Genomic DNA, 26,564 nt, shown 5'->3' on the forward strand with positions numbered 1-26,564 from the left:
GAGTTCATCACCCAGTTGGGTCGCAACTTCCAGGTGATCTACGAGCAGGCCAACGCCCACGGGCAGAAGGTGCAGAGTGCCGGCAACAACATGGCCAGCACCGACAGCGCCGTTGGGTCCAGCTGGGCCTGACACCGCCTCTTCACCAAAAGGGCCCGCACACCACGGTGTGCGGGCCCTTTTGGTTTCGAACCCTCTCCGCCTGGCCTACCCGGCCACCGGCGAACGCGGGATGAGTGAGGGACGGAACCCGATCCGGTGAACCGCGCCGTCGGACTCACGTCCGACCATGGCGCCCAGCCGACGCGCCTGACACCCCACATTTGAGAACTCTATGAACTTCGTGACAGTTGAGTGTGTGCCTTACCAGAATGTAGGAACATGACCGCAATGTCGGGATACGCGGGTGGCCAGCGCCCCCGCCAGGCCATCCTCGGGCAACTGCCCAGGATTTACCGTGCCGATGGATCACCGATCAGGGTGTTGCTGGTCGATGACGAGCCGGCACTGACCAACCTGGTGAAGATGGCACTGCACTATGAGGGTTGGGTCGTCGACATCGCCCACAACGGGCGCGAGGCGATGGCCAAGTTCGACAAGGTGAACCCCGACGTGCTGGTGCTTGACATCATGCTTCCCGACGTGGACGGGTTGCGAATCCTGGAGCGAGTCCGCCAATCCGATGCCTACACCCCGACGATGTTCTTGACCGCGCGGGACTCGGTCATGGACCGGGTCACCGGCCTGACCGCCGGCGCCGATGACTACATGACCAAGCCCTTCAGCCTCGAAGAGCTCGTCGCCCGGCTGCGTGGGTTGTTGCGCCGTTCCGGCCAGCAGACCCCGCCGGCCGCCGAAACCCTTAATGTCGGCGATCTGCGACTCGACACCGCCAGCCGCGAAGTGATCCGCGACGGCACACAGATATCGCTGTCCTCAACCGAGTTCGAACTGCTGCGCTTCCTCATGCGCAATCCCCGCCGCGCACTGAGCCGCACCGAGATCCTCGACCGCGTCTGGAACTACGACTTCGCCGGACGCACCAGCATCGTCGATCTGTACATCTCGTATTTGAGGAAGAAGATCGACTCCGGCCGCGAACCGATGATTCACACCGTGCGCGGTGTTGGATACATGCTGCGGCCCCCGGAATGAGCCAGGGCCGGGACGCCTTGTCCGGAGATCTTCCGCGGTGGCTACCCCGTTCGTTACGCCGCCAGTTGCTATTGGGCGTACTGGCAGTGGTCAGCGTGGTGCTGATGACGGTCGGAATCGTCTCCGTGCTGAGCCTGCGCGGCTACGTCACCGCGATGAGCGACGCCGACGTCACCGGCTCCTTGGACGCGTTGGGCCACTCGTACACCAAATACCGTACGGGTGAACATAATCCGGCTAACGGCGCTAAGCCACTGGACCAGGCGATGCTGCAGTTCACCGATCAAACGCCGGGAAACCTCATAGTGGTGTTGCACAACGGCGCCGTCATCGGGTCGGCGGTTTTCTCCGAAGCCGAAGCACGACCGGCGCCCGCCGACGTGGTCCGCGCCATCGAAGCGCAGTCATGGACCGACGGGCCGCCACGGACCGAAATTCTAGGCAGCCTAGGGTATTACCGGCTCAACAGCCACGCCGATGGACCCGACGTGCTGGTTGCCGGGGTGTCGCTCAACCTCGCTGACCGAATCATCGCCCGCAAGCAGGTCACCACGACCCTGCTCATCGCAGCGGCTTTGGCGGTCACCGCCGGACTCACGGTTTGGGTCGTCGGCTACACCCTTCGACCGTTGCGCCGGCTGGCCGGTATCGCGGCGGAAGTCGCCGCCATGCCGCTTACCGACGACGACCACCGGATCAGTGTCCGGGTGCGGCCGCGGGACACCAACCAGCAGAACGAGGTCGGCATCGTCGGCCACACCCTGAACCGGTTGCTGGACAACGTCGATAGTGCACTGGCGCAGCGCGCCGAATCCGACCTGCGGATGCGCCAATTCATCACCGACGCCAGCCACGAGCTGCGGACGCCGCTGGCGGCGATTCAGGGATACGCCGAACTCACCCGCCAGGACAGTTCGGAGTTGCCGCCGACCACCGAATACGCGCTGGCCCGCATCGAGTCCGAAGCGCGGCGCATGACGCTGCTTGTCGACGAGCTGCTGCTGCTCTCCCGCCTGGGCGAGGGACAAGACCTGCAGAGCGAGGACGTCGACCTGGCCGAGCTCGTCGTCAACGCGGTGAACGACGCGGCGGTCGCGGCGCCGACGCACCATTGGGTGAAGAACCTGCCCGAGGAATCGGTGTGGGTCCGCGGGGACCAAGACCGGCTACACCAACTCGTCAGTAACCTGCTCAACAACGCCCGGGTGCATACCCCGCCCGGGGTCACGGTCACAACCGGGATCACCTGCCACCGCGAGGGGCCCGAGGCGCCGTATGTCGAACTGACCGTCGCCGACGACGGCCCGGGCATCAACCCGGAGCTTCTCCCCCGCTTGTTCGAACGGTTCGCCCGGGCGGACAACTCGAGGGTCAACAGCTCGGGCACGGGGCTGGGCCTGGCCATCGTCAGTTCGATCGTCAAGGCCCACCGCGGCTCCGTCACCGCCGAATCCACCGAGGGCAGAACGGTTTTCCGGGTTCGTCTCCCGATGATCGACGGGCGGGGCGCCGGCGCCGGATAGCCGCACGGAGTCATCGCTGCGGCGGGCGTTAAGAAACCGTAAAGGTGCCCCGCGACGCCGTTAGAAAAGTGTCAACCAAAGGCCCTTACCCACGGGCGCCAGCTAATTTCAAGCTGACCTTGCCTCCGAGACAGCGCTGTGGCTGACTCGATGAGGGGCTTTCGCATGCACGTAGCGCGGAACGGAGACAAGATGGGCTCGAAGTGGGCGTAGTGGCGTTCGTCGTGCTTACGGTGGCGGTGTTCGCCGTACTGGGCTTCGTGCAGAAGTTGGTCGAGCGGCTGTGAGCTACGAAAACATCGTCGGTTTAGTGCTTTCCATTCTCCTCGCACTGTTTCTCGGCTGCGCGCTGCTGTTCCCGGAGCGGTTCTAGTGAGCACAACAACAACAGCGGGGCTGCTCTTTCTGGCTGTCCTCGTCGTAGCGCTGGCGGCGGTGCACGTGCCCCTGGGCGACTACATGTACCGGGTCTACACCTCGGAGAAGGACGGCTACGTCGAGCGAGGCATCTATCGACTGATCGGGGTTGACGCACGCTCGGAGCAGACCTGGGGCGCCTACGCGCGCAGCGTGTTGGCGTTCTCGTCGATCAGCATTCTCTTCTTGTTCGTGTTCCAACTCGTGCAGGGCAAATTGCCCCTGCATCTGCATGATCCGGCCACCAAGATGACCCCGGGACTGGCGTGGAACACTGCGGTCAGCTTCGTCACCAACACCAACTGGCAGGCCTATTCCGGCGAATCGACACAGGGCCACCTCGTGCAGATGGCCGGCCTCGCGGTGCAGAACTTCGTATCCGCGGCCGTCGGCATGGCGGTCGCGATCGCGCTGGTACGCGGGTTCGCGCGCACGCGCACCGGCGAGCTGGGGAACTTCTGGGTCGACCTGGTGCGCGGCACTCTGCGGATTCTGCTGCCCATCGCGGTGCTGGGCGCGATCCTGCTGGTTGCGGGAGGAGCGATTCAGAACTTCCACCTGAACGACCAGGTCGTCACCGCCCTCAATGGGACGCAGCAGACGATCACCGGGGGCCCGGTGGCCGGCCAGGAAGCCATCAAGGAGCTGGGCACCAACGGCGGCGGCTTCTACAACGCGAACTCCGCGCACCCGTTTGAGAACCCGACCACGTGGACCAACTGGCTGGAGATCTTCCTGCTGCTGGTGATCAGCTTCTCGCTGCCGCGCACGTTCGGGCGCATGGTGGGCAGCACGAAGCAGGGTTATGCGATCGCGTCGGTGATGGCGTCGCTGTACGCGATCAGCGTGACCTTCATGATGTGGTTCCAGCTGCAGCACCACGGGACGGTGCCGAGTGCGGTCGGCTCGGCGATGGAGGGGGTCGAGCAGCGGTTCGGTGTCGCCAACTCGGCGGTGTTCGCCGACGCGACGACGCTCACCTCCACCGGTGCCGTCGACTCCTTTCACGACTCCTACACCAGCCTTGGCGGCATGATGACCATGTTCAACATGCAGCTCGGCGAGGTCGCGCCCGGCGGCACCGGCTCGGGTCTGTACGGGATGCTGATCCTGGCGGTGATCACGGTGTTCGTCGCCGGACTGATGGTCGGCCGTACCCCGGAATACCTCGGCAAGAAGATCAACCCCCGCGAAATCAAGCTCGCCGCAAGCTATTTCCTGGTTACGCCGTTGATCGTGCTGACCGGAACAGCCATCGCGATGGCGCTGCCGGGTGAACGCGCCGGCATGCTGAACACTGGTCCGCACGGCCTGTCGGAAGTGCTGTACGCGTTCACCTCCGCGGCCAACAACAACGGGTCGGCCTTCGCCGGAATCAGCGTCAACACCAACTGGTACAACACCGCCCTCGGCCTGGCCATGGTCTTCGGCAGATTCCTGCCGATCGTGCTCGTGCTGGCGCTGGCCGGCTCGCTCGCAAAACAGGGCGCGACGCCGGATTCGGCGGGCACACTGCCCACCCACCGGCCGCAGTTCGTGGGAATGGTCGCAGGGGTGACCTTGATTCTTGTCGCCCTCACTTTCCTGCCCATGCTGGCGCTCGGACCGCTCGCTGAAGGAATCCACTGATGACCGCGACCACTATCGACCCGGCTGAGCAGTCGCAGTCCTCCAATTCCGCGAATACCAAACGGGTACAAGGCGGTTTGCTCGATCCGAAGATGCTGTGGAGGTCGACACCGGACGCGCTTCGCAAACTCGACCCGCGCACCTTGTGGCGTAACCCGGTGATGTTTATCGTCGAGATCGGTGCCACCTGGAGCACCGCGCTGGCGATCATCAAACCGACCTGGTTCGCATGGTTGATCGTGGTCTGGTTATGGCTCACCGTTTTTTTCGCGAACCTCGCGGAGGCGGTGGCGGAAGGCCGCGGCAAGGCCCAGGCGGAAACCCTGCGCCGAGCCAAAACCCAGACGCTGGCCCGGCGGCTCAAGGACTGGCAACCCGGCGCGCCTGCCGTCGAGGAAGAGGTCGCGGCGCCGTTGCTGCAGCAGGGTGACGTCGTCGTGGTCGAGGCCGGGCAGGTGATACCGGGTGACGGTGATGTCGTCGATGGCATTGCCTCCGTGGATGAATCGGCCATCACCGGGGAGTCGGCGCCGGTGATCCGCGAGTCCGGTGGTGACCGCTCGGCGGTCACCGGCGGCACCATCGTGCTGAGCGACCGGATCGTCGTGCGGATCACCCAGAAGCCCGGGCAGAGCTTCATCGACCGGATGATCGCGCTCGTCGAGGGCGCCAACCGGCAGAAGACTCCCAACGAGATCGCGCTCAACATCCTGTTGGCCGCGTTGACGATCATCTTCGTTTTCGCCGTCGCCACCCTGCAGCCTCTGGCGATCTATTCGAAGATGAACAATCCGGGCGTCCCGGACACCCAGGCGCTGAACGCAAATGGCGTCGCCGGGATCGTGATGGTGTCACTGCTGGTGTGCCTGATCCCCACAACCATTGGCGCGCTGCTCTCTGCGATCGGCATTGCCGGCATGGACCGGTTGGTGCAACGCAACGTGCTCGCCATGTCCGGACGCGCGGTCGAAGCCGCGGGCGACGTCAACACTCTCCTGCTCGACAAGACGGGCACCATCACCCTGGGCAACCGGCAGGCCGGCGCCTTCATCCCCCTCGACGGTGTCACCCATGAGCAGCTGGCCGACGCCGCGCAATTGTCCAGCCTCGCAGACGAAACGCCGGAGGGACGTTCGATCGTCGTATACGCAAAACAACACTTCGGGCTGCGCGCACGAACGCCGGGCGAACTCGCACACGCCCACTGGGTGGAGTTCTCCGCCGCGACGCGGATGTCCGGCGTCGACGTCGACGGGCACCTCTTGCGCAAGGGCGCGGCGAGCTCGGTGGTGGAATGGGTGCGTGGGCAAGGCGGCAAGGTTCCCCAACAGCTCGGGGAGCTCGTCGACGGCATCTCCGCCGGCGGCGGCACCCCGCTGGTCGTCGGGGAGAGCCTTGGCGGCGAGGCCGACCAAAAGGCAAGAGTGCTGGGCGTCATCCACCTCAAGGACGTCGTCAAGCAGGGCATGCGTGATCGATTCGACGAGATGCGTAGGATGGGCATCCGCACGGTGATGATCACTGGCGATAATCCGTTGACCGCCAAAGCGATTGCCGATGAGGCTGGCGTCGACGACTTCCTCGCCGAGGCCACGCCCGAGGACAAACTCGAGCTGATCAAGCGGGAGCAAGAGGGCGGCAAGCTGGTCGCGATGACCGGCGACGGCACCAACGACGCGCCGGCCCTGGCTCAGGCCGACGTGGGCGTGGCGATGAACACCGGGACGTCGGCCGCCAAAGAGGCGGGCAACATGGTCGATCTCGACTCCGACCCCACCAAGCTCATCGAGATCGTCGAGATCGGCAAGCAGCTGCTGATTACCCGTGGCGCGTTGACCACCTTCTCGATCGCCAACGACATCGCAAAGTATTTCGCGATCATCCCGGCGATGTTCGTCGCGCTGTTCCCCGGACTGGACATGATCAACATCATGCGGCTGCATAGCCCGGAGTCGGCGATCCTGTCGGCGGTGATCTTCAACGCGATCATCATCGTAATGCTCATCCCGTTGTCATTGCGCGGCGTGCGCTACACGCCGAACAGCGCGTCAAAGCTGCTGAGCCGCAACCTGTATGTCTACGGACTTGGCGGCATTATCGCCCCGTTCATCGGGATCAAGCTGATCGACCTGATTGTCCAATTCGTCCCAGGGATATCCTGACATGAGCTTCTCGTATTTCGTTCGCATGCATTGGGCGGCTTTCCGCGCGCTGCTGGTGCTGACCGTGATCACCGGCATCGCCTACCCGCTGTTCATCTGGCTCGTCGCGCAGATCCCGGGACTGCACGACAAGGCCGAAGGCTCGATTCTCACGGCGAACGGCAAGCCGGTCGGCAGCCGGCTGATCGGTCAGCTGTTCACCGACAAGGACGGCAATCCGCTGCCCCAATACTTTCAGAGCCGCCCGTCGGCGGCCGGCAACGGCTACGACCCGCTGTCGTCGGGCGCGAGCAACCTCGGCCCGGAAAGCATCGTCGACACGTCCGGCAAGCCGAGCCTGCTGACAACGGTGTGCTCGCGCAGCGCCGCGGTGGGCCTGCTCGAACGTGTCGACGGGTCGCGCCCGTTCTGCACCGGCGGCGGTGTGGGTGCGGTCCTGTCGGTGATCGGACCCCGCGACGCCCGCGGAAACGTCGTCCACCCCACCCGGGTGGTCAGCGTCAACGAGCCGTGCCAGACGACACAGGCGCCGTTTTTGACCCTCTACGAGGGCGTGCGGGTCGAGTGCGCCAAGTTCGGCGAGGACTACGCGATCGGCCAGATCGTGCCCATCCGCGGCACCGCACCCGCCCACCCCGCCGTTCCCGCCGACGCCGTCACCGCCAGCGGCAGCGGCCTCGACCCGAACATCTCGCCGGCCTACGCCGACCTCCAGGTCGCCAGGGTGGCCAAGGCCCGTCATGTCAGCCCGGATCAGATACGTGAGGTGTTGGCGCACAATCGAAGCGGCCGCACCCTCGGATTCTTCGGTGAACCGTGCGTCAATGTGTTGCAACTCAACCTGCAACTCGATCACAAATATCCAGTCTCGAGCTAGCGCGATAGGGGGATGATGGTTGACGTGAGTGTCGTTGACCACCGTCCGAAGCGTGGCGAGCTGCGGATTTACCTCGGTTCGGCTCCGGGGGTGGGCAAGACGTACGCGATGCTCGGCGAGGCGCATCGGCGGCTGGAACGCGGTACCGACCTCGTGGCCGGCGTGATCGAGACCCACGGCAGGGCGAAAACCGCTGAGCTGCTTGAGGGCATCGAGTTCATTCCGCCCCGCTACATCGAATATCGCGGCGGCACCTTTCCCGAACTCGACGTGCCGGCCGTCCTTGCGCGCAAACCACAGGTCGTCCTTGTCGACGAGCTCGCCCACACCAATACTCCGGGCAGCAAGAACGCCAAGCGCTGGCAGGATGTCGAGGAACTGCTCGACGCCGGGATCACGGTGATCTCCACCGTCAATGTCCAGCATCTGGAAAGCCTCAACGACGTTGTCGCCCAAATTACCGGCATCGAACAAAAAGAGACCATCCCGGATTCCATCGTTCGGCAGGCTTCGCAGGTCGAACTCATCGACATCACGCCGGAGGCGTTGCGCCGCAGGCTTTCCCACGGCAACGTCTACACCGCCGAGCGCATCGACGCGGCGCTGTCCAACTACTTCCGTCGCGGAAACCTCACCGCGCTGAGGGAACTGGCGCTGCTCTGGCTGGCCGACCAGGTCGACAGCGCGCTGGCCAAATACCGCGCCGAGAACAAGATCACCGAAATGTGGGAGGCCCGCGAGCGGGTCGTGGTGGCGGTAACCGGCGGCCCGGAGTCGGAGACGTTGGTGCGACGGGCATCCCGGATCGCGTCGAAGTCCAGCGCCGAGCTGATGGTGGTGCACGTCATCCGTGGTGACGGGCTGGCCGGCCTGTCGGAGGCGCGGATGGCCAAGATCCGCGAGCTGGCAAGCAGTCTGGACGCCTCGCTCCATACCGTGGTAGGTGACGACGTGCCTACTGCCCTACTCGATTTCGCCCGCGAGATGAACTCCACCCAGCTGGTGATCGGCACCTCGCGGCGCGGGCGGTGGGCGCGGGTCTTCGAGGAGGGCATCGGCGCGAGGATCGTCGAGCACTCGGGCAAGGTCGATGTGCACCTGGTCACCCACGAGGAATCCAAACGTGGCTTTCGCGCGGCGTCACTGGCGCCCAACGAGCGGCGGGTGGCGTCATGGCTCGCGGCCTTCATCGTGCCGTCGGCCATCTGCGCGGTCATCGTGACAGCGCTTGACCCGTATCTGGGTACCAGCGGCGACAGCGCACTGTTCTTCGTCGGCGTGCTGCTGGTCGGACTGTTGGGAGGCGTTGCACCGGCTGTGGTCTCGGCGGTGCTGTCCAGCCTGTTGCTGAACTATTTCCTGACCGCTCCCCGACACACTTTCACCATCGCCGAACCCGATGCCGCCGTCACAGAACTGGTGCTGCTGCTGGTCGCGGTCGCAGTCGCAATTCTCGTCGACGGCGCGAACAAACGCACTCGGGAAGCCCGTCGCGCGTCCCAGGAGGCCGAGCTGCTGACGCTGTTCGCGGGCTCGGTGCTGCGCGGCGCCGATCTTGAGACGCTGCTCGAGCGGGTGCGCGAGACCTACTCGCAACGCGCGGTTAGCATGCTGCGCGAACCCAGCGAGGAGGACCGCGCCGGCGGCAGGAAGGGCGAGGTCGTCGCCTGCGTGGGCAGGGATCCTTGTGTCACCGTCGATTCCGCCGACACCGCGATCGAGGTTGGCGACGACGAGTTCTGGATGCTGTTGGCGGGCAGGAAGCTTTCGGCGCACGACCGGCGGGTGCTCGGTGCGGTCGCCAGGCAGGCCGCGGGCCTGATCCGGCAGCGCGAGCTGACCGAGGAAGCCAACCGGGCCGAGGCGATCGTGCGCGCGGACGAGTTGCGGCGCTCCCTGCTGTCAGCGGTCAGCCACGACCTGCGGACGCCGCTGGCGGCGGCCAAGGTCGCGGTGTCCAGCCTGCGCGCCGAGGACGTCGCCTTTTCCCCCGCGGACACGGCGGAGCTGCTGGCAACCATCGAGGAGTCGATCGACCAGCTGACCGCGCTGGTCGGAAACCTGCTTGATTCGTCGCGCCTGGCCGCCGGCGTGGTGCACCCGGACCTGCGCCGGGTGTATCTGGAGGAAACGGTGCAACGGGCGCTGATCAGCATCGGTAAGGGCGCCACCGGCTTCTACCGGTCCGCCATCGATCGGGTCAAGGTCGACGTGGGCGACGCCGTGGTGCTGGCCGACGCCGGGCTGCTGGAACGCGTGCTTGCCAACCTGATTGACAACGCCTTGCGGTACGCCCCCAACTGTGTGGTTCGGGTCAATGCGGGGCGTGTGGGCGACCGTGTCCTGATCAACGTCATCGACGAGGGTCCCGGCATCCCGCACGGGGCCGAGGAGCAGATCTTCGACGCGTTTCAGCGCCTCGGCGATCACGACAACACTACGGGGGTAGGTCTGGGCATGTCGGTAGCGCGCGGCTTCGTCGAAGCCATGGGCGGCACCATCGCGGCCGGTGACACTCCGGGCGGCGGGCTCACCGTGGTGGTGGAATTGCCTGCGCCGGAACCGATAGGTGCGCGATGACCCGGGTGTTGGTGATCGACGACGAGCCGCAGATCCTGCGTGCGCTGCGCATCAACCTGTCCGTGCGGGGCTACGAGGTGATCACCGCGTCGAGCGGTTCCGGCGCGCTGCGCGCCGCCGCCGAGCACAAACCCGACGTGGTGATCCTCGACCTGGGTCTGCCCGACATCTCCGGCATCGAGGTGCTGGCTGGGTTGCGCGGCTGGCTCACCGCACCGGTGATCGTGTTGTCGGCGCGCACCGACTCGTCCGACAAGGTGGAGGCCCTCGACGCCGGGGCCGACGACTATGTCACGAAACCCTTTGGCATGGACGAGTTTCTGGCCCGGCTGCGGGCGGCGGTCCGCCGCAACACCGCCGCGTCCGAGATGGAGCAGCCGGTGATCGAGACGGACGCCTTCACCGTCGACTTGGCCGCCAAGAAGGTCACCAAGAACGGCGCCGAAGTCCACCTCACCCCGACCGAATGGGGGATGCTCGAAGTGCTGGTCCGCAATCGCGGCAAGCTGGTCGGCCGCGAAGAACTCCTCAAGGAGGTATGGGGCCCGGCGTATGCCACCGAAACGCATTACCTGCGCGTGTATTTGGCGCAGTTGCGACGCAAACTCGAGGACGATCCGTCGCACCCCAAGCACTTGTTGACCGAGTCGGGTATGGGCTATCGCTTCGAGGCGTGAGCGACTGTCACATCGGTCACTTTGGCCTCCGTGCCGGAGGAGTCGACTATGTGCCCGCCTCACAGCGACAATGCGCCGCCTCGCGCAGAGCCAGCACGCGCTGATGCATTCGGTGTTCGGTGGAGCGCGGGATAGACCTCGGTCCGTACCGGCCGCGGCCAACGCGACGCACTCTGTCTCGGCCGATTTCCCAACGCAAGGCGTCCGAAATGACCTTTGATGCCCTGCCGCGGACGTGAAATCCCTGCCCGGTTAGGGCTTCGATCATTTCGCCGATGGTCGCCGACCCATTGTGCGCGAGGTGCATCGTCAGCACGTAACGCAGCTCGATTCCCCGAAGATTCATCGCCGCACCATCGCATACCGGTCCGACACCCCGGAGTTGTCGCTGTGAGGCGGGCACATAGTCGATTCCCCTCGGCCGGAGACTCGTGTGACGGCTGTGACTTACCCCGCGATCGACAGCACTATGCCGTCCAGGATGTCGTGCTCGCTGACGGTCAGCTCATCGATGCCGGCGCGGGCGCGCAGCTCGCGCGCCAACTCCTCTACCACGATCGCTCCCCCGCCGATCACGTCGGCACGCCCCTCGTGCATCGGCGGCAGCGCCGCACGCTCGGATCGCGGCATGGCGATCAACCGCTCGCACACCGCCAGCAGATCGCTGCCGGCGACGCGCGAAAGATGAATGGCCGCAGAGTCGTAGGTGGTCATGTTGTGGGCCAGCGCGGACAGCGTCGTCATCGTTCCGGCCAGCCCAACCCAGGTCCGCGCCCCCTCGACGGGCACCACGCCCAGCGCGACGTCGAGACGCTCACGCACCACCGCGCGGGCCGCTGCCACCTCGTCGGGCGTCGGCGGGTCCGAGTGCAGGCAGCGCTCGGTCAGCCGCACGCAGCCGATGTCGGCGGAGTAGCTCGCCACCACGCCATCCCCGCCGAAGACGATCTCCGTAGAGCCACCGCCCAAGTCGACAACGACGAAACGCCCTGCCGCAGCATCTAATTCGCCGACAGCCCCGCGGAAAGACAGCGAGGCCTCCTCGGCGCCGGTGATCACTTCCGCCACCGCGCCGGGCACCACCGCGCCCAGCACGTCGGCCGTCATCGCAAAGAAGACATCACGATTCGCGACGTCACGAGCGGCCGACGTGGCCACCATCCGCACGCGCTCGACACCGTGGCGCTTGAGCAGCGCGGCGTAGTCGGTCAACGCCTCCCGGGTTCGGGCGATCGCCTCCGGCGCAAATTCACCCGTCGCGTCGACACCCTGACCCAGCCGCACGATCCGCGTCTCCCGATGCACGTCACACAGCCGGCCGTCGCCCACATCGGCGATCAGCAATCGAATCGAGTTGGTGCCGCAGTCGATTCCGGCGAGCCTGCTCACCATTGCCCCGTCACCAGAATGCCGGCCATTGCGGGGTCGGGCGCCAGGATCGCCAGCACCTCGTCGCCGAACGGGTTGCAACCGGGCCCCTTGGCCAGCGAGTGCGCGATCAGCACGTGCAGGCACTTGACCCGGTCGGGCATTCCTCCCCCGGAAAACGTGGTCCCCAGCGGCTCGATCGCATCCCGTTCGGCAAGGTACGACTCGTGGGCCCGCCGATACGCGGCCGCCAATTCGGAGTCGTGCCGCAGCCGCCCGGTCATCTCGCGCATCAAACCCGTCGTCTCGAGCCTGCTCGCAGCCGCGGTCAGCACCGGGTGCGTCAAGTAGTACAAGGTCGGAAACGGTGTGCCGTCGGGAAGTTTCGGCGCGGTCTTCACCACGCCGGGCTCGCCGTTGGGGCAGCGGTAGGCGATCTCGAGCACGCCGCGCGGCTCACGCCCGAGCTGACGCGCCACGGCCTCCAGGTCGGCACGATCAACCACCGGGCGCCGTGGGGTTCGGTGCGGCCGGCGGAACGGGACCGGCTCGTCCCGGCTCCGCCGGGCCAGGCGGAACTTCCGGCGGGGGCACATTGGCCGGCGGCAGGTGCGGCGCGTCGGCGATGGTGTGCCACAGCGAGGTGTACCAGGGATCGGTGTTGACGGGTTTCGCCGCCTGGCCCCCCGGCTCGGACGGTATCGCCCCCGTAGGCGGAAGCTGAACCTGGAACGGAATGTCGCCCGGCTTCACGAAACCGAGCCGCTCGCGTGCCTGCGCCGCGATGTACGCCGGGTCACCGAGTTTGGCCTTTCTCTGCTCGAGGTCGGCGATCTGGCTGCGCAGCGCGGCTTCGCTTGCCGTCAACTGATTCATCTCGGTGCGCTGCGCAAAGTAGGTGCGTACCGGGCCGGCGATGGTCAGCGTCAGCACGCAAATGACCGCGGCCAGCACCGCTGCTCGCCGCGCGGTGAAACCGAGCCGCTGCTCGGACCGCTGCTCGACGGATTCGGCGACCTGTCGCTTGATGGGCTCGACGACATGCTCGAAAACCGACCGCGCACTGGCCTGCTTCGCGCTTTGGGACGGCTTGGAAGACGGCTTGGCCGTGCGGCGGCGCCGAACCGGATCACCGGCTTTCCCCGGACGCGATGCCGGGGAGCGCCGTTTCGGATCCGGCTTGGCGGGCAAGCTATTTGGCCTCCGGCGCATACCGCGGGAACGCCAGATCGCCGGCGTAACGGGCGGCGTCGCCCAGCGCCTCCTCGATCCGCAGCAACTGGTTGTACTTGGCGACACGCTCGCTGCGGGCGGGTGCACCGGTCTTGATCTGCCCGCTGCCGACGGCCACCGCCAGATCAGCGATCGTGGTGTCTTCCGTCTCGCCACTGCGATGGCTCATCATCGTGCGGTACCCGCTGTGGTGGGCGAGCGCGACGGCGTCGAGTGTCTCGGTCAGCGTGCCGATCTGATTCACCTTGACCAGCAACGCATTTGCGACGCCCTTCTCGATGCCTTCCTCGAGGCGCTCGGGATTGGTGACGAAGATGTCGTCGCCGACGATCTGCACGCGGTCACCGATCGACGCCGTCAGGCTCGCCCAGCCGTCCCAATCGTCCTCGGACAGCGGGTCTTCGATGGACACCAGCGGATAGGAGCCGAGCAGTCCGGCGTAGAACTCCGCCATCTGCTCGGCGCTGCGGGTGCTGCCCTCGAAGGTGTATCCGGTGCCGTCGGTGTAGAACTCGGTGGCCGCCGCGTCCAGGGCCAACGCCACGTCGACGCCCAGCTTGAAACCGGCCGACTCGATGGCCCGGCCGATCAGGTCCAGCGCCGCGGTGGTGCCGGCCACGTCGGGCGCGAAACCGCCCTCATCCCCCAGGCCGGTGCTCAGGCCCTGCTTCTTCAGCACCGACTTGAGCGAGTGGTACACCTCGGCGCCCCAGCGCAGCGCCTCACCGAAGCTGGGGGCGCCAATCGGCGCCACCATGAATTCCTGGATGTCGACGGCGGTGTCGGCGTGCGCGCCGCCGTTGAGGATGTTCATCATCGGCACCGGCAGGATGTGCGCGTTCGGGCCGCCGATGTAGCGGAACAGCGGCAGGCCGGCGGAATCGGCGGCGGCCTTGGCGACGGCCAGCGACACGCCCAGGATCGCGTTGCCGCCCAGCCGGGACTTGTCGGGGGTGCCGTCGAGGTCGACCAGCGCCTGGTCCACCAACCGCTGATCGTCGGCGTTGAGCCCGATCACCGCCGGACCGATCTCGTCGAGGACGGCCTGTACGGCCTTGTGCACGCCCTTGCCGCCGTAACGCTCACCGCCGTCGCGCAACTCGACGGCCTCATGCTCACCGGTCGACGCGCCGGAAGGCACCGCCGCGCGGGCAAACGTCCCGTCGATCAGGGCGATCTCGACCTCAACCGTCGGGTTGCCGCGGGAATCGAGGATCTCGCGGGCCCCGACCTGCTCGATAATCGGCACTGAGTTTCTCCTTGTGTTCCTAGCTGGCCGCCGGCCTCGCCGCCGTTAGCGTAAAGCCTGATACATCCTGCTACAGCGGGTGACCCGCCGCATAAGCGGTCGCCCAGTCGCGGACCGCCCGCGCGTATACACCGGAGTTGTTGTAGGCCCGCAGCGCGGTGATCCAGCCGCGCGGTGTTCCCAGATCCTTGCCCCGCCAACACAGGTAACCCGCCGCCGCGAGCGCCGCATCGTCGATGTTGTCCGGGCTGACGCGGCCGTCGTTGTGGGCGTCGACGCCGTACAACCGCCAGGTCTCGGGGATGAACTGCATCGGCCCCATGGCCCGCACCACCCCGTCGTCGTCCGCCACCTCTTCCTCGCTGTCGACGATGCGCAGGGTGCCGCCGCTGCCGTCCAAGCGGACACCGCGAATCGGGGGGCTCACATCCCCGTTGGGCGCCAGGCGCGCGCCGCGGTAGGTGCCGTGGTGACTCTCGACCTGCCCGATGCCCGCCAACGTGGTCCACGCGATATGGCACTTCGGGTTCTCGACCTCGGCGACCCGGGCGGCGTACGCATAGGCCTCCAGCGCGATGACCGGAATCTCCAACGTCGCCGACCGCTGTTCGGCCCAGGCCCGGAGCTGGTCCGCGGGGCGACCGCTGGCATGCGTGTCCACCGGCGGCACCGGAGCCCCGGCAGGCGGCGGGACGCCCTCCGGAATGAAGAGGCTGAGCTGCCACGTGCAGCTGGAGGCCAGCAGCATCGCGGTCGCGCCTATCACGGCGGCCGCGCGCAGCCAACGCCTCGGCGACACCATGCTGGTTAACGCTCCCTCAAACTCCCCGGCACCAACTTCCGCAACCATCGTCCCATGGGTTCCGGTGCTGCCCGGCCGCGTTGGTCAGTCGTCTTCGGCCACGGCGTCCACTACGGGCTCATCGACGTCGACCGCGGATTCGTCGACGTCCTCGGCTGCCGGCCAGTGCGCACGCCACTCTTCTTCGGTGACCTCCCCGAGCGGGGCCACGTCGAACTCCTCCGGGACGCCGACCCCGCGGCGCGTCGCGGCGATCGCCCGCTCGACTTCGCGGACCGTATCCACGAACTCCAGAACCGCCGTGCGCAGCGCGCTTTCCGCGTCACCATCGGCCGACACAGAGATGGCGCTGATCTCGGCGGGGACGAGGTCGGCGGGCAGGCCCGCCTTCTCGGCACGCTGAATCACCTTCTGCGCCAATGCTAATGCCGGTTGACCGGTATGCACCTCGTCCATCACGGATTTCCGCGGCTTTTCGGCCGCCTTGCGCTCTTCCCATTGGGCCAACTGCTCTTCCAGCGAAATGGTCTGCCCCGCAAGCACTCCCGGAACCCGATTGCCCAACTTTCGCATCAGTGCGGCGGCGACGTCGTCGATGGTGAAGGGGAGCTGCGGGGCGTCCTCCGCGATGCGCGCGTGAAAGAGCACCTGCAGCAACACGTCGCCGAGTTCTTCACGTAGCTGGTCGGCGCTGCCGCTGCGGACCGCGTCCAACAATTCGTACGTCTCCTCCAGCAGGAATCGGCGCAACGAGTCGTGGGTTTGCTCGCTCTCCCACGGTCCGGCGGTGCGCAGTTTGTCCATCATCGCGACGGCGTCGACCAGTCGCTCGCCGCGCGGCGTCTCCGGCGCGGAGATCAACCGGGCGCCCGCCGCCAGCCGGGCGGTGACGGCGGGATGGTCGGGGTCCGATGACAGCAGGACAGGCGCGTCGTCGCCGGAGTGCACCGGACGGGCCGCGGGCAGCGACCACGGCACCGCGACGGGCATCTCCTCGGTGTACTGCACCTCCCCGCTGAGGTGTTCGATGGCCTCCACGGGCACCAGCGACGGGCGACGCGGGTCGAACAAGACGACGATCATCGCGCTTGCCGCTCCTCACTGGCCATCGCTGCAGGTGAACCCGTTATACCAATATCGGTCTGGGGTTTACCTTGCAGCGCCGTCACCAGATTGGCCACCATCTGCACCAACTCGACATCGCGGATGCGTGCCGCCCCGACGCCGCCGGCCCGCGGGATGGGAACCTGCACCGTGGACGTCGTGGCGCGGTAGCTCGCGGCCGGATATATCCGCTTGAGCCGCACCTGGGCCGAATCGGGCAGCGTCATCGGCGACAGCCGCACGGTCGCCGCCGACGGGGCCGATACCTCGGTGATGCCGGCGGCGCGGCACAGCAGCCGCAACCGCGCCACCGCCACCAGGCGCAGGGCCGGTTCGGGCAGCGCACCGTAGCGGTCGACGAGTTCGTCAACGACGGCCGCGATCTCACTATCCGAGGCCGCCGCGGCCAGCCGCCGATAGGCCTCCAATCGCAGCCGGTCGCTGGCGATGTAGTCGGGGGGCAGGTGGGCGTCCACCGGGAGGTCGATCCGCACGTCCTTCGGCTCCTCGGCGGTGGTCACCGCCTGGCCGTCTTCTGCTGCTTGTAAGGCCGCCCGGTATGCCTCCACGGCCTCGCCCACCAGCCGCACGTACAGGTCGAACCCGACCCCGGCGACGTGCCCGGACTGCTCGACGCCCAGCACGTTGCCGGCGCCGCGGATCTCGAGGTCCTTGAGCGCGACCGCCATGCCCGCGCCCAGCTCGTTGTTCTGCGCGATGGTCGCCAGCCGGTCGTAGGCCGTCTCGGTCAGCGGCGCGTGCGGCGGATACAGGAAGTAGGCGTAACCGCGCTCGCGGCTGCGCCCCACCCGGCCGCGCAACTGGTGCAGCTGCGAAAGCCCGAAGGTGTCGGCGCGCTCGACGATCAGCGTGTTGGCGTTGGAGATGTCCAGCCCGGTCTCCACGATCGTGGTGCACACCAGGATGTCGTATTCGCGGTTCCAGAAGCCCTGGACGGTGCGTTCCAGTCGCTCCTCGGGCATCTGGCCGTGCGCGACGACGACCCGCGCCTCGGGCACCAGCTCGCGGACCCGGGCCGCCGCCCCGTCGATCGAGCTGACCCGGTTGTGCACGTAGAAGGCCTGCCCGTCGCGCAGCAGCTCGCGCCGTAGAGCGGCCGCGACCTGCTTGTCGTCCTGCGGCCCGACATAGGTCAGCACGGGATACCGCTCTTCGGGCGGGGTCAGGATGGTCGACATCTCGCGGATCCCGGCCAGGCTCATCTCCAGGGTTCGCGGGATGGGGGTGGCACTCATGGCCAGCACGTCGACGTGGGTGCGCAGCGACTTGATGTACTCCTTGTGCTCGACGCCGAACCGCTGCTCCTCGTCGACCACCACCAGGCCCAGGTCCTTCCAGCGCACCCCGGTCTGCAGCAGCCGATGCGTGCCGATCACGACGTCGACCGACCCGTCGGCCAGGCCGTCGATCACGGCGCGGGACTCGGCGTTGTCGGTGAACCGCGACAGCCCCTTGACGGTCACCGGGAACCCGGCCATCCGATCGGTGAACGTCTGCAGGTGCTGGTCGGCCAGCAGCGTGGTGGGCACCAGCACGGCGACCTGCTTGCCGTCCTGAACCGCCTTGAACGCCGCGCGCACCGCGATCTCGGTCTTGCCGTAGCCGACGTCGCCGCAGACCACCCGGTCCATCGGGATCGGCTTCTCCATGTCGGCCTTGACCTCGGTGATTGCGGTGAGCTGGTCGACGGTCTCGGTGAAGCCGAACGCGTCCTCCATCTCGGCTTGCCAGGGGGTGTCCGGCGCGAACGCGTGCCCGGCGCTGGCCTGCCGTTTGGCGTACAGCGCGACGAGCTCGCCGGCGATCTCGCGCACGGCGCGGCGGGCCTTGGTCTTGGTGTTCGCCCAGTCGCTGCCACCCAGCTTGCTCAGCGCGGGCGCCTGCCCGCCGACATACCGGGACAGCTGGTCCAGGGAGTCCATCGGGACGTACAGCTTGTCTGTGTTTTGGCCGCCGCTGCTCCTTTTAGTCGACGCGTACTCGAGAACCAGGTACTCGCGCCGGGCGCCGCCGACCGTGCGTTCCGTCATCTCGACGAACCGGCCGATGCCGTGTTGATCGTGCACCACCAGGTCGCCGGCCGTGAGCGCCAGCGGGTCGACGGTGTTGCGCCGCTTGGCCGCCAGCCGCTTGCCCTCGACGGCGGTGGCCCGGCTACCGGTCAGGTCGGTCTCGGTGATAACGACCAGGTTGGCGCCGGGGATGATCACCCCGCCGTGCAGCGGGCCCTTGAGGACGCTCACGATTCCCGGTTTGAGCGTCGTGTCGGCCGCGTCCGGTTCCAGCATGGCGGCGGGGGTATCGGAGTCCGCGAGCCGCTCGACGACCCGATGGGCGGTGCCGGCGCCGGGGGCGACGACCGCCGCGTAGCCGCCAGTCGAGACGTGCGCGCGCAGCATCGCGAAGATGCCGTCGATGTCGTGCTGATGCCCGCGGGCCGACGGCGCCGCCCGGATATCCAATTCCACCGCCGATTCGTCGGACAACTGGCTCAACGTCCACCAGGGATGGCCCGACCGCGCCGCCGCGGCGTGCACGTCGTCCAACTCGGCGAACCCCGACCCGCCGAACTGCGCCACGTCGACGGGCGCGTCGGTGCCCAGCGCCGCGACGGACCACGACGCCTCGAGGAATTCGCTGCCCGTCTTGATCAGGTCGGCGGCCCGGGTGCGCACTTTTTCGGGGTCACACAGCAACACCGGCGTGCCCTCGGCCAGTTGGTCGGTCAGCAGCACGTGTTCGCCGGGCCGTAACACTGGGAGCAGCGCCTCCATGCCGTCCACCGCAATGCCCTCGGCCAGCTTGGCCAGCATGTCGGTAACGCTGCCCGCGATGGCGGCCTCGCCCCCGGAGTGCCGGGCGGCGAGCGCGGCGGCCCGTTCCCGCACGTCGTCGGTCAGCAGCAGCTCGCGGCAGGCCACCGCGATCACCGTCTCGACCTCGATCTCGGGTATGGAGCGCTGGTCGGCGACGGAGAACATCCGCATCTCGCTGACCTCGTCACCCCAGAACTCGATGCGCACCGGGTGCTCGGCGGTCGGCGGGAAGACGTCGAGAATCCCGCCGCGCACGGCGAATTCGCCGCGCCGCCCCACCATGTCGACCCGGGTGTAGGCCAGCTCGACCAGCCTGGCGACGACGTCCTCGAAGGCGATCTCCTGGCCGACCCTGAAGCTGACCGGCTCGACCAGGCCCAGCTGCGGCGTCATCGGCTGCAGCAGCGAGCGCGCCGCGGTCACCACCACCCGCACCGGCGGACCCAACCGCGCATCGTCGGGATGGGCCAGCCGGCGCAGCACCGTCAACCTGGCGCCGACGGTGTCGACGCCCGGCGAGAGTCGCTCGTGCGGCAGGGTCTCCCAGGACGGAAAGGCCGCCACGGCATCGCCGAAGACACCGCGCAGTTCAGCGGTCAGGTCATCGGCTTCACGCCCGGTCGCGGTGACTACCAGCAAAGGACCCAACCGCGCCAGCGCACTGGCCACGAATAGCCGCGCGCTGGCTGGACCCACCAGGTGCAGCTCGGCCGGTCGCTCGGCCGCGCTTTCGATCAGTTGCTGGAAGGTCGGCGCGGTGAGCGCCAGTTCAACGAGCCCCGCGATCGGGGGTTCTGGGCGAGCAGGCCCCGGTGCGGTCATGATGAATCCATTCTAGGGGCGCCAAGATTCGTCAATATTGAGCCCGGCGCCGTCAAGGGTTCGTAAGAAAAACGGCACCCGGCCCGCTGTGAGCGCACGTTGGATTCATGACATTGCTGGACATCCTGCCGTCCCTGGGCCACGCGGCTCCCCCGCGGTTCGATCCCGCGATCTGGCCCATCACCGCCCACCCCGACGAGGAGGGCAGGCTCTGCGTCGGCGGTGTACCACTGGCCGACATCGCCGACGAGTTCGGCACCCCGGCCTACGTCGTCGACGAAACCGACTTCCGGCACCGCGCCCGCCGCTACCGCAAGGCGCTGCGCGACATTCAGGTGGTGTACGCCGGAAAGTCGCTGCTGACCACCGCGGTGGCCCGCTGGGCCCGCGAAGAGGGCCTCGGTATCGACGTCTGCTCGGGCGGTGAGCTGGCCGTCGCCCTTGCCGGCGGGATCGACCCGGCGCGGATCATCATGCACGGCAACGCGAAGTCGCCCGACGAGTTGCGCGACGCGGTGCGCGTCGGGGTCGGGCGGATCGTGGTGGATTCGTGCATGGAGATCGCCTACCTCGCGGGCCTGGTCCGCCGACGCCAGCCGGTGCTGATCCGCGTCACCCCGGACATCGACATCCACGGACACCGCGCGGTCACTACCGGTATCAGCGATCAGAAGTTCGGGTTCACCCTCGCCGGTGACCACACCGCCGACGCGGTGGATCGGGTGCTGGCGCACCCCATCCTCGACCTGGTCGGCCTGCACTGCCACATCGGCTCGCAGGTCACCGACCCCGGGCTCTACGGCGAAGCGATTCACCGGCTGATCGCCGCCATGGCCGACATCCGGACCCGGCACGGCGTCATCCTCACCGAACTCAACCTCGGTGGCGGGCACGCCATCCCCTACGTCCCCGGCGACCCCGAGCTCGACCTCGACGAGCTGGCCCGCGTCATCGACGACGCGCTGGACGAGGCCTGTGCCGCCGAGCATTTCCCCCGCCCGAGCGTGGTGGTGGAACCCGGCCGGGCCATCAGCGGCCGGGCCGGCATCACCCTGTATCGGGTGTGCTCGGTGAAGACGCAATCGGGCGGGCGCACCTTCGTCGCCGTCGACGGCGGCATGAGCGACAACCCTCGGGTGTCGCTGTACGGCGCCCGCTACACCGTCGCGTTGGCGAACCGGCACCCGCTGGGCCTCAAGCAGCGTGTGACCGTGGCCGGCCGGCACTGCGAATCCGGCGACGAGATCGCCCGCGACATCGAGCTACCCGCCGACCTGCATCCCGGCGACCTGCTGGCCGTGGCCTGCACCGGCGCCTATCACCACAGCATGGCGTCGAACTACAACATGGTCGGCCGGCCGGCCGTGGTCGGCGTCAGGGACGGCCGGGCCCGCGAACTGGTCCGCCGCGAGACGATCGCCGACCTGCTGGCCCGCGACCGCGGCTAACCGTCCTGCAACTTGGGGTCGGCCTCCAGGTGGGTCAACCCGTTCCACATCAGGTTGACCAGGTGCGCCGCGACCACTTCCTTCTTGGGCTCACGCGTATCGAGCCACCACTGCGCCGTCATCGACACCGAGCCCACCAGCGCCTGGGCGTACAGCGGCGCCAGCTCCGGGTCCAGGCCGCGGCGGGCGAAGTCGCCGGCCAGGATGGAGCTGACCTGGCTGACGGCGTCGTTGAGCAGACTGGAGTAGGTGCCCGAGCTGATCGCCGCCGGCGAGTCGCGGATCATGATGCGGAAGCCGTCGGTGCGCTCTTCGACGTACGTGAGCAACGCCAGTGCGACCCGCTCGACCCGCACCCGGGAACGGTTGTTGGTCAGCGACGAGGTGATGCCATCCAGCAACGCCGACATCTCGCGGTCGACGACCACGGCGTACAGCCCTTCCTTGCCACCGAAATGTTCGTAGACGACCGGCTTGGACACGTTGGCGCGTAACGCGATCTCCTCGATCGAGGTGCCCTCATACCCGCGTTCGGCGAACAACGAGCGCGCGATGCCGATGAGTTGTTGTCGGCGCTCACTACCGGTCATCCGCGCGCGCGGCGCGCGGACCTCCTTGTCCGGCTCCTTATCGAGAACAGCCACGTCAATCAGCGTATAGCTTCGCCCGCACCGAACCGGCCGTCTTTCCCTCGGCGCCGCAATCGGCCCGCACACCGTCTAAAGTCTCTTGGTGGCGCGGGCCTATGGGGCTTGCGATCCGTCGTGGTGTAATCGGCAGCACATCAGATTTTGGTTCTGAGAGTTCAGGTTCGAGTCCTGGCGACGGAGCCCGAAAAGGCGCGAGCCCGTCGGGCCGAGTGTGGGGCCTATGGCCGAATGGTTTCCGTACTCAAGCCCCACGGTCGGCGAGTCGACCCGAGTGACCCCGCGGCGCGGTCTTTGCGTCGACCTCAGGTGTGATGCCACGCTTGACGGCGTGTCGTCGTACCAACACGCAGGTGCGCGCCGGGGTTGAGGAGATTTGATGGCGTCTCGTGGTGATACCGCGGTCCTGGTGCTCGCGGCCGGGCCCGGCACCCGGATGCGGTCGGACACCCCAAAGGTGCTGCACACGATCGCCGGCCGCAGCATGCTGTCCCACCTGCTGCACGCGATCACCAAGGTCGCGCCGCAACACCTGGTCGTGGTCCTGGGCCACGATCACCAGCGCATCGCGCCGCTGGTCGCCGAATCGGCCGACACCCTGGGACGCGCCATCGAGGTCACCTTGCAGGACCGGCCGCTGGGCACCGGCCACGCCGTCCGCTGCGGCCTGTCCGCGCTGCCCGAGGACTACGCCGGCGTGGTCGTGGTGACGTCCGGCGATACGCCGCTGCTGGACTCCGACACCCTGGCCGACCTGATCGCGACCCACAACGCGGGGTCGGCCGCCGCGACCGTGCTCACCACAACGCTCCCCGACCCCACCGGCTACGGCCGCATCCTGCGCACCCAGGACAACGAGGTGACCGCGATCGTGGAACACGCCGACGCGACACCCTCCCAGCGGGAAATCCGCGAGGTCAACGCCGGGGTCTACGCCTTCGACGTCGCGGCGTTGCGCTCGGCGCTGAGCCGGCTGAGCTCCAACAACGCCCAGCAGGAGCTCTACCTGACCGACGTCATCTCCATCCTGCGCGGGGACGGGCAGGCCATCCACGCCCAGCACGTCGACGACAGCGCCCTGGTGGCCGGCGTCAACAACCGCGTCCAGCTCGCGCAACTGGGCGCCGAACTCAACCGCCGGATCGTCGCCGCCCATCAGATGGCCGGGGTGACCGTCGTCGACCCCGCGACCACCTGGATCGACGTCGACGTCACGATCGGTCGCGACACCGTCATCCATCCCGGCACGCAGCTGCTGGGCCGCACCCAACTCGGGGGCCACTGCGTCGTCGGCCCCGACACCACGCTCACCGACGTCACCGTCGGCGACGGTGCGTCGGTGGTGCGCACCCACGGCACGTCGTCGTCCATCGGTGCCGGCGCCACCGTGGGCCCCTACACCTACCTGCGGCCCGGCACGGTGCTGGGCGATGACGGCAAGCTCGGAGCGTTCGTCGAGACCAAGAACTCCACGATCGGCACCGGCACCAAGGTTCCGCACCTGACCTACGTCGGCGACGCCGACATCGGCGAACACAGCAATATCGGAGCGTCCAGCGTCTTCGTCAACTACGACGGCACCAACAAGTCGCGCACCACGGTCGGCTCGCACGTGCGTACCGGGTCGGACACCATGTTCGTCGCCCCGGTGACGGTCGGCGACGGGGCGTACACCGGTGCGGGAACCGTGGTCCGCGACGACGTTCCGCCGGGCGCGCTGGCGGTGTCGGCGGGTCCACAACGCAACATCGAAGGCTGGGTACAGCGCAAACGGCCGGGCAGCGCGGCGGCGGAAGCGGCCGAAAAGGCGGCTGGGGCCACCGACCGGAATTCCGAGCCCGAATAGACATCGTGATTTTGGTATCTGGTAACCCGGCCACATTTCCGTACCATTCGCTACGTACGATGGGACCTCCGATTCTCGATTTTTATCCCGATACGGCGAGGGCAGTGCGTTGAGCCACGACTGGACCGATAACCGCAAGAACCTGATGCTCTTCTCCGGCCGTGCGCATCCGGAGTTGGCCGAGCAGGTCGCAAAAGAGCTTGACGTCCACGTCACCGCTCAGACGGCGCGGGAGTTCGCCAACGGCGAGATCTTCGTTCGCTTCCACGAGTCGGTGCGCGGATGCGACGCGTTCGTCCTGCAATCGAACCCGGCGCCGGTGAACAACTGGCTGATGGAACAGCTGATCATGATCGACGCGCTCAAGCGGGGCAGCGCGAAGAGGATCACCGCGGTCATGCCGTTCTACCCCTACGCCCGGCAGGACAAGAAGCACCGCGGTCGCGAACCCATCTCCGCGCGGCTGGTCGCCGACCTGCTCAAGACCGCGGGCGCCGACCGGATCGTGACCGTCGACCTGCACACCGACCAGATCCAGGGCTTCTTCGACGGGCCGGTGGACCACATGCGGGCTCAGAACCTGCTGACCGGCTACATCAAGGACAACTACCCGGACGGCAACATGGTGGTCGTCTCCCCCGACTCGGGCCGGGTGCGCATCGCCGAGAAGTGGGCCGACGCACTAGGTGGCGTTCCACTCGCCTTCATCCACAAGACCCGCGACCCGCGGGTGCCCAACCAGGTGGTCTCCAACCGCGTCGTCGGCGAAGTCGAAGGCCGCACCTGCGTCCTGATCGACGACATGATCGACACCGGCGGCACCATCGCCGGCGCGGTGCAACTGTTGCGCGAAGACGGCGCCAGTGACGTGGTCATCGCGGCGACCCACGGCGTGCTGTCGGACCCGGCCGCCGAGCGGCTGGCGGCCTGCGGCGCCCGCGAGGTGATCGTCACGAACACGCTGCCGATCGGCGAGGAGAAGCGTTTCCCCCAGCTCACGGTGTTGTCCATCGCGCCGCTGTTGGCCAGCACCATTCGCGCCGTCTTCGAAAACGGCTCCGTCACGGGGCTATTCGACGGAGACGCCTAGATGGCTGCGAAGCCAGATGAGGCCGTCATCTACCACAATCCTCGGTGCAGCACCTCCCGCAAGACGCTGGACCTGTTGCACGACAACGGCTTTGAGCCAACGGTCGTCGAGTACCTGAAGACCCCGCCGTCGCGCGACGAACTGGTGCAGATGATCAGCGACGCCGGGATCGACGTGCGGACCGCGGTGCGCAAGCGGGAATCGCTGTACGCCGAACTCAATCTCGACGACGCGACCGACGATGAGTTGTTCGACGCCATGGTCGAACACCCGATCCTGATCGAACGGCCGTTCGTCGTGACACCGAAGGGCACACGGCTGGCTCGGCCGCTCGACGCGGTCCGCGAGATTCTGTGAGACGTGCGTGCGCGGCCGCGGCCATCGCGCTGACACTGCCCACAGCGGCATGCGGCCCGAAAACGCCTGACTATCAATCGATCTGGTCGACGACTCCAACAACCACGACCACCACGACCAGGGTCGCGAAGCCCGTGCCACTGTCGCAGTATCTGCAGAACATCGGCGTGACGGGGCAGCAAGTGGCGCCGGGCAACCTGCCCGACCTGACAGTGTCGATACCGACGCCCCCGGGCTGGTCGGCGGCGAGCAACCCGCACATCGCGCCGGAGACGCTGATGATCTCCAAGGGCGGCAAGTATCCGACCGCCAGACTCGTGGTGTTCATACTGCACGGTGATTTCGATCCGGCTCAGGTGATCCAGCACGGCAACGACGACGCGCAACTGTTCGAGGACTTCAAGCAGCTGGACGCCTCGACGACGCCCTACAACGGCTTTCCCTCGTCGATGATCCAGGGCAGCTACGACTTGGATGGCACGCGACTGCACAGCTTCAACCGGATCGTCATCGCCACCGGTTCGCCGCCGGCCAAGCAGCGATACCTGGTTCAGCTCACCGTCACCGGCCTGGCCAACCAGGCGGTCGAGCAGTCATCCGACATCGAGGCGATCATGCGAGGGTTCGTCGTCGCGGCGAAGTAGAGCGGTTCACTAGGCTCGTCAGTCAGTGTCAGGGTGAGGTTGCCGCGTGGTGCGGTGGTTGGATCCTGATCACCTGGTGTCTGGCTCGTAGGCTCGG

The 26,564-nt window shown here is 67.3% G+C and carries 22 protein-coding genes, 1 tRNA gene and 1 pseudogene; 15 read left to right on the forward strand and 9 right to left on the reverse strand.

Annotation, left to right across the window (positions count from 1 at the left end; all coding sequences use genetic code 11):
• From AWC17_RS14405 to AWC17_RS14450, 9 genes and pseudogenes are all read left to right on the forward strand, one after another.
• Positions 1-132 (forward strand): annotated as a pseudogene (locus AWC17_RS14405) (type VII secretion protein EsxI); the annotation flags it as partial.
• A 249-nt stretch (positions 133-381) separates the two neighbouring features.
• Positions 382-1,155, forward strand: coding sequence for a response regulator transcription factor (locus tag AWC17_RS14410; protein ID WP_046184804.1), 774 nt, complete (start codon positions 382-384; stop codon positions 1,153-1,155).
• Positions 1,152-2,678, forward strand: coding sequence for a sensor histidine kinase (locus AWC17_RS14415; protein ID WP_046184803.1), 1,527 nt, complete (start codon positions 1,152-1,154; stop codon positions 2,676-2,678). The genes AWC17_RS14410 and AWC17_RS14415 overlap by 4 nt, the downstream gene beginning before the upstream one ends.
• A 283-nt stretch (positions 2,679-2,961) precedes the next feature.
• Positions 2,962-3,051 carry a potassium-transporting ATPase subunit F gene (locus tag AWC17_RS34010; protein ID WP_052742790.1) on the forward strand — a complete coding sequence of 30 codons (90 nt, stop codon included), beginning with the start codon at positions 2,962-2,964 and terminating at the stop codon, positions 3,049-3,051.
• Positions 3,051-4,724 (forward strand): potassium-transporting ATPase subunit KdpA, encoded by a 1,674-nt coding sequence (kdpA, locus tag AWC17_RS14430; protein ID WP_046184802.1) that lies wholly within the window; start codon positions 3,051-3,053, stop codon positions 4,722-4,724. The genes AWC17_RS34010 and kdpA overlap by 1 nt, the downstream gene beginning before the upstream one ends.
• On the forward strand, positions 4,724-6,886 hold the full coding sequence (gene kdpB, locus AWC17_RS14435; protein ID WP_046184801.1) for a potassium-transporting ATPase subunit KdpB: 2,163 nt from the start codon (positions 4,724-4,726) through the stop codon (positions 6,884-6,886). Before kdpA ends, kdpB begins: the two co-directional genes overlap by 1 nt.
• 1 nt (position 6,887) lies before the next feature.
• On the forward strand, positions 6,888-7,763 hold the full coding sequence (locus AWC17_RS14440) for a potassium-transporting ATPase subunit C (protein ID WP_046184800.1): 876 nt from the start codon (positions 6,888-6,890) through the stop codon (positions 7,761-7,763).
• A gap of 12 nt (positions 7,764-7,775) precedes the next feature.
• Positions 7,776-10,343, forward strand: a complete 2,568-nt coding sequence (locus AWC17_RS14445) for a sensor histidine kinase (protein ID WP_046184799.1) — start codon at positions 7,776-7,778, stop codon at positions 10,341-10,343.
• Entirely contained in the window at positions 10,340-11,020 is a 681-nt protein-coding gene (locus AWC17_RS14450) for a response regulator (RefSeq protein WP_046184798.1), read from the forward strand. Before AWC17_RS14445 ends, AWC17_RS14450 begins: the two co-directional genes overlap by 4 nt.
• Positions 11,021-11,066: 46 nt before the next feature.
• Here the strand turns inward: AWC17_RS14450 and AWC17_RS33510 are convergent, their stop codons facing one another.
• The 8 genes from AWC17_RS33510 to mfd form a co-directional block, all read right to left on the reverse strand.
• The gene (locus tag AWC17_RS33510; protein WP_082123065.1) at positions 11,067-11,366 is read right to left on the reverse strand and encodes a hypothetical protein; all 300 of its coding nucleotides are present in this window, start codon (positions 11,364-11,366) and stop codon (positions 11,067-11,069) included.
• Positions 11,367-11,467: 101 nt separating this feature from the next.
• A complete protein-coding gene (locus AWC17_RS14460; RefSeq protein ID WP_047324023.1) occupies positions 11,468-12,412 on the reverse strand; it encodes a Ppx/GppA phosphatase family protein in 945 nt (314 codons plus the stop codon).
• Entirely contained in the window at positions 12,406-12,894 is a 489-nt protein-coding gene (locus tag AWC17_RS14465; protein WP_046184493.1) for a DUF501 domain-containing protein, read from the reverse strand. Before AWC17_RS14465 ends, AWC17_RS14460 begins: the two co-directional genes overlap by 7 nt.
• On the reverse strand, positions 12,887-13,579 hold the full coding sequence (locus tag AWC17_RS14470) for an FtsB family cell division protein (RefSeq protein WP_046184494.1): 693 nt from the start codon (positions 13,577-13,579) through the stop codon (positions 12,887-12,889). The genes AWC17_RS14465 and AWC17_RS14470 overlap by 8 nt, the downstream gene beginning before the upstream one ends.
• 1 nt (position 13,580) lies before the next feature.
• Complete coding sequence (eno, locus tag AWC17_RS14475) at positions 13,581-14,870, reverse strand: phosphopyruvate hydratase (protein WP_046184495.1); 1,290 nt, start codon at positions 14,868-14,870, stop codon at positions 13,581-13,583.
• A gap of 70 nt (positions 14,871-14,940) precedes the next feature.
• Positions 14,941-15,669 carry a lytic transglycosylase domain-containing protein gene (locus tag AWC17_RS14480; protein ID WP_141224632.1) on the reverse strand — a complete coding sequence of 243 codons (729 nt, stop codon included), beginning with the start codon at positions 15,667-15,669 and terminating at the stop codon, positions 14,941-14,943.
• An 87-nt stretch (positions 15,670-15,756) separates the two neighbouring features.
• A complete protein-coding gene (locus AWC17_RS14485; RefSeq protein ID WP_046184497.1) occupies positions 15,757-16,755 on the reverse strand; it encodes a nucleoside triphosphate pyrophosphohydrolase in 999 nt (332 codons plus the stop codon).
• Complete coding sequence (gene mfd, locus AWC17_RS14490) at positions 16,752-20,435, reverse strand: transcription-repair coupling factor (protein WP_046184498.1); 3,684 nt, start codon at positions 20,433-20,435, stop codon at positions 16,752-16,754. The genes AWC17_RS14485 and mfd overlap by 4 nt, the downstream gene beginning before the upstream one ends.
• A gap of 107 nt (positions 20,436-20,542) precedes the next feature.
• Between mfd and lysA the strand changes: the two genes are divergently transcribed.
• Positions 20,543-21,883: a diaminopimelate decarboxylase gene (lysA, locus tag AWC17_RS14495; RefSeq protein ID WP_046184499.1), complete on the forward strand. Its 1,341-nt coding sequence runs from the start codon at positions 20,543-20,545 to the stop codon at positions 21,881-21,883.
• Here the strand turns inward: lysA and AWC17_RS14500 are convergent.
• Positions 21,880-22,473 carry a TetR/AcrR family transcriptional regulator gene (locus tag AWC17_RS14500; RefSeq protein ID WP_141224633.1) on the reverse strand — a complete coding sequence of 198 codons (594 nt, stop codon included), beginning with the start codon at positions 22,471-22,473 and terminating at the stop codon, positions 21,880-21,882. The genes lysA and AWC17_RS14500 overlap by 4 nt on opposite strands.
• Positions 22,474-22,641: 168 nt before the next feature.
• Between AWC17_RS14500 and AWC17_RS14505 the strand changes: the two genes are divergently transcribed.
• From AWC17_RS14505 to AWC17_RS14525, 5 genes are all read left to right on the forward strand, one after another.
• Positions 22,642-22,713, forward strand: a tRNA-Gln gene (locus tag AWC17_RS14505).
• Positions 22,714-22,909: 196 nt separating this feature from the next.
• Complete coding sequence (glmU, locus tag AWC17_RS14510) at positions 22,910-24,376, forward strand: bifunctional UDP-N-acetylglucosamine diphosphorylase/glucosamine-1-phosphate N-acetyltransferase GlmU (RefSeq protein WP_046184501.1); 1,467 nt, start codon at positions 22,910-22,912, stop codon at positions 24,374-24,376.
• 109 nt (positions 24,377-24,485) lie between these two features.
• Positions 24,486-25,466 (forward strand): ribose-phosphate diphosphokinase, encoded by a 981-nt coding sequence (locus AWC17_RS14515; RefSeq protein ID WP_046184502.1) that lies wholly within the window; start codon positions 24,486-24,488, stop codon positions 25,464-25,466.
• Positions 25,467-25,823 (forward strand): arsenate reductase (glutaredoxin), encoded by a 357-nt coding sequence (gene arsC, locus AWC17_RS14520; protein WP_046184503.1) that lies wholly within the window; start codon positions 25,467-25,469, stop codon positions 25,821-25,823.
• Positions 25,820-26,467 carry an LpqN/LpqT family lipoprotein gene (locus AWC17_RS14525; protein WP_046184504.1) on the forward strand — a complete coding sequence of 216 codons (648 nt, stop codon included), beginning with the start codon at positions 25,820-25,822 and terminating at the stop codon, positions 26,465-26,467. The genes arsC and AWC17_RS14525 overlap by 4 nt, the downstream gene beginning before the upstream one ends.
• The last annotated feature ends 97 nt before the right edge of the window (positions 26,468-26,564 follow it).

Origin of the sequence: Mycobacterium nebraskense (assembly GCF_002102255.1) — a bacterium.
GTDB lineage: Bacteria > Actinomycetota > Actinomycetes > Mycobacteriales > Mycobacteriaceae > Mycobacterium > Mycobacterium nebraskense.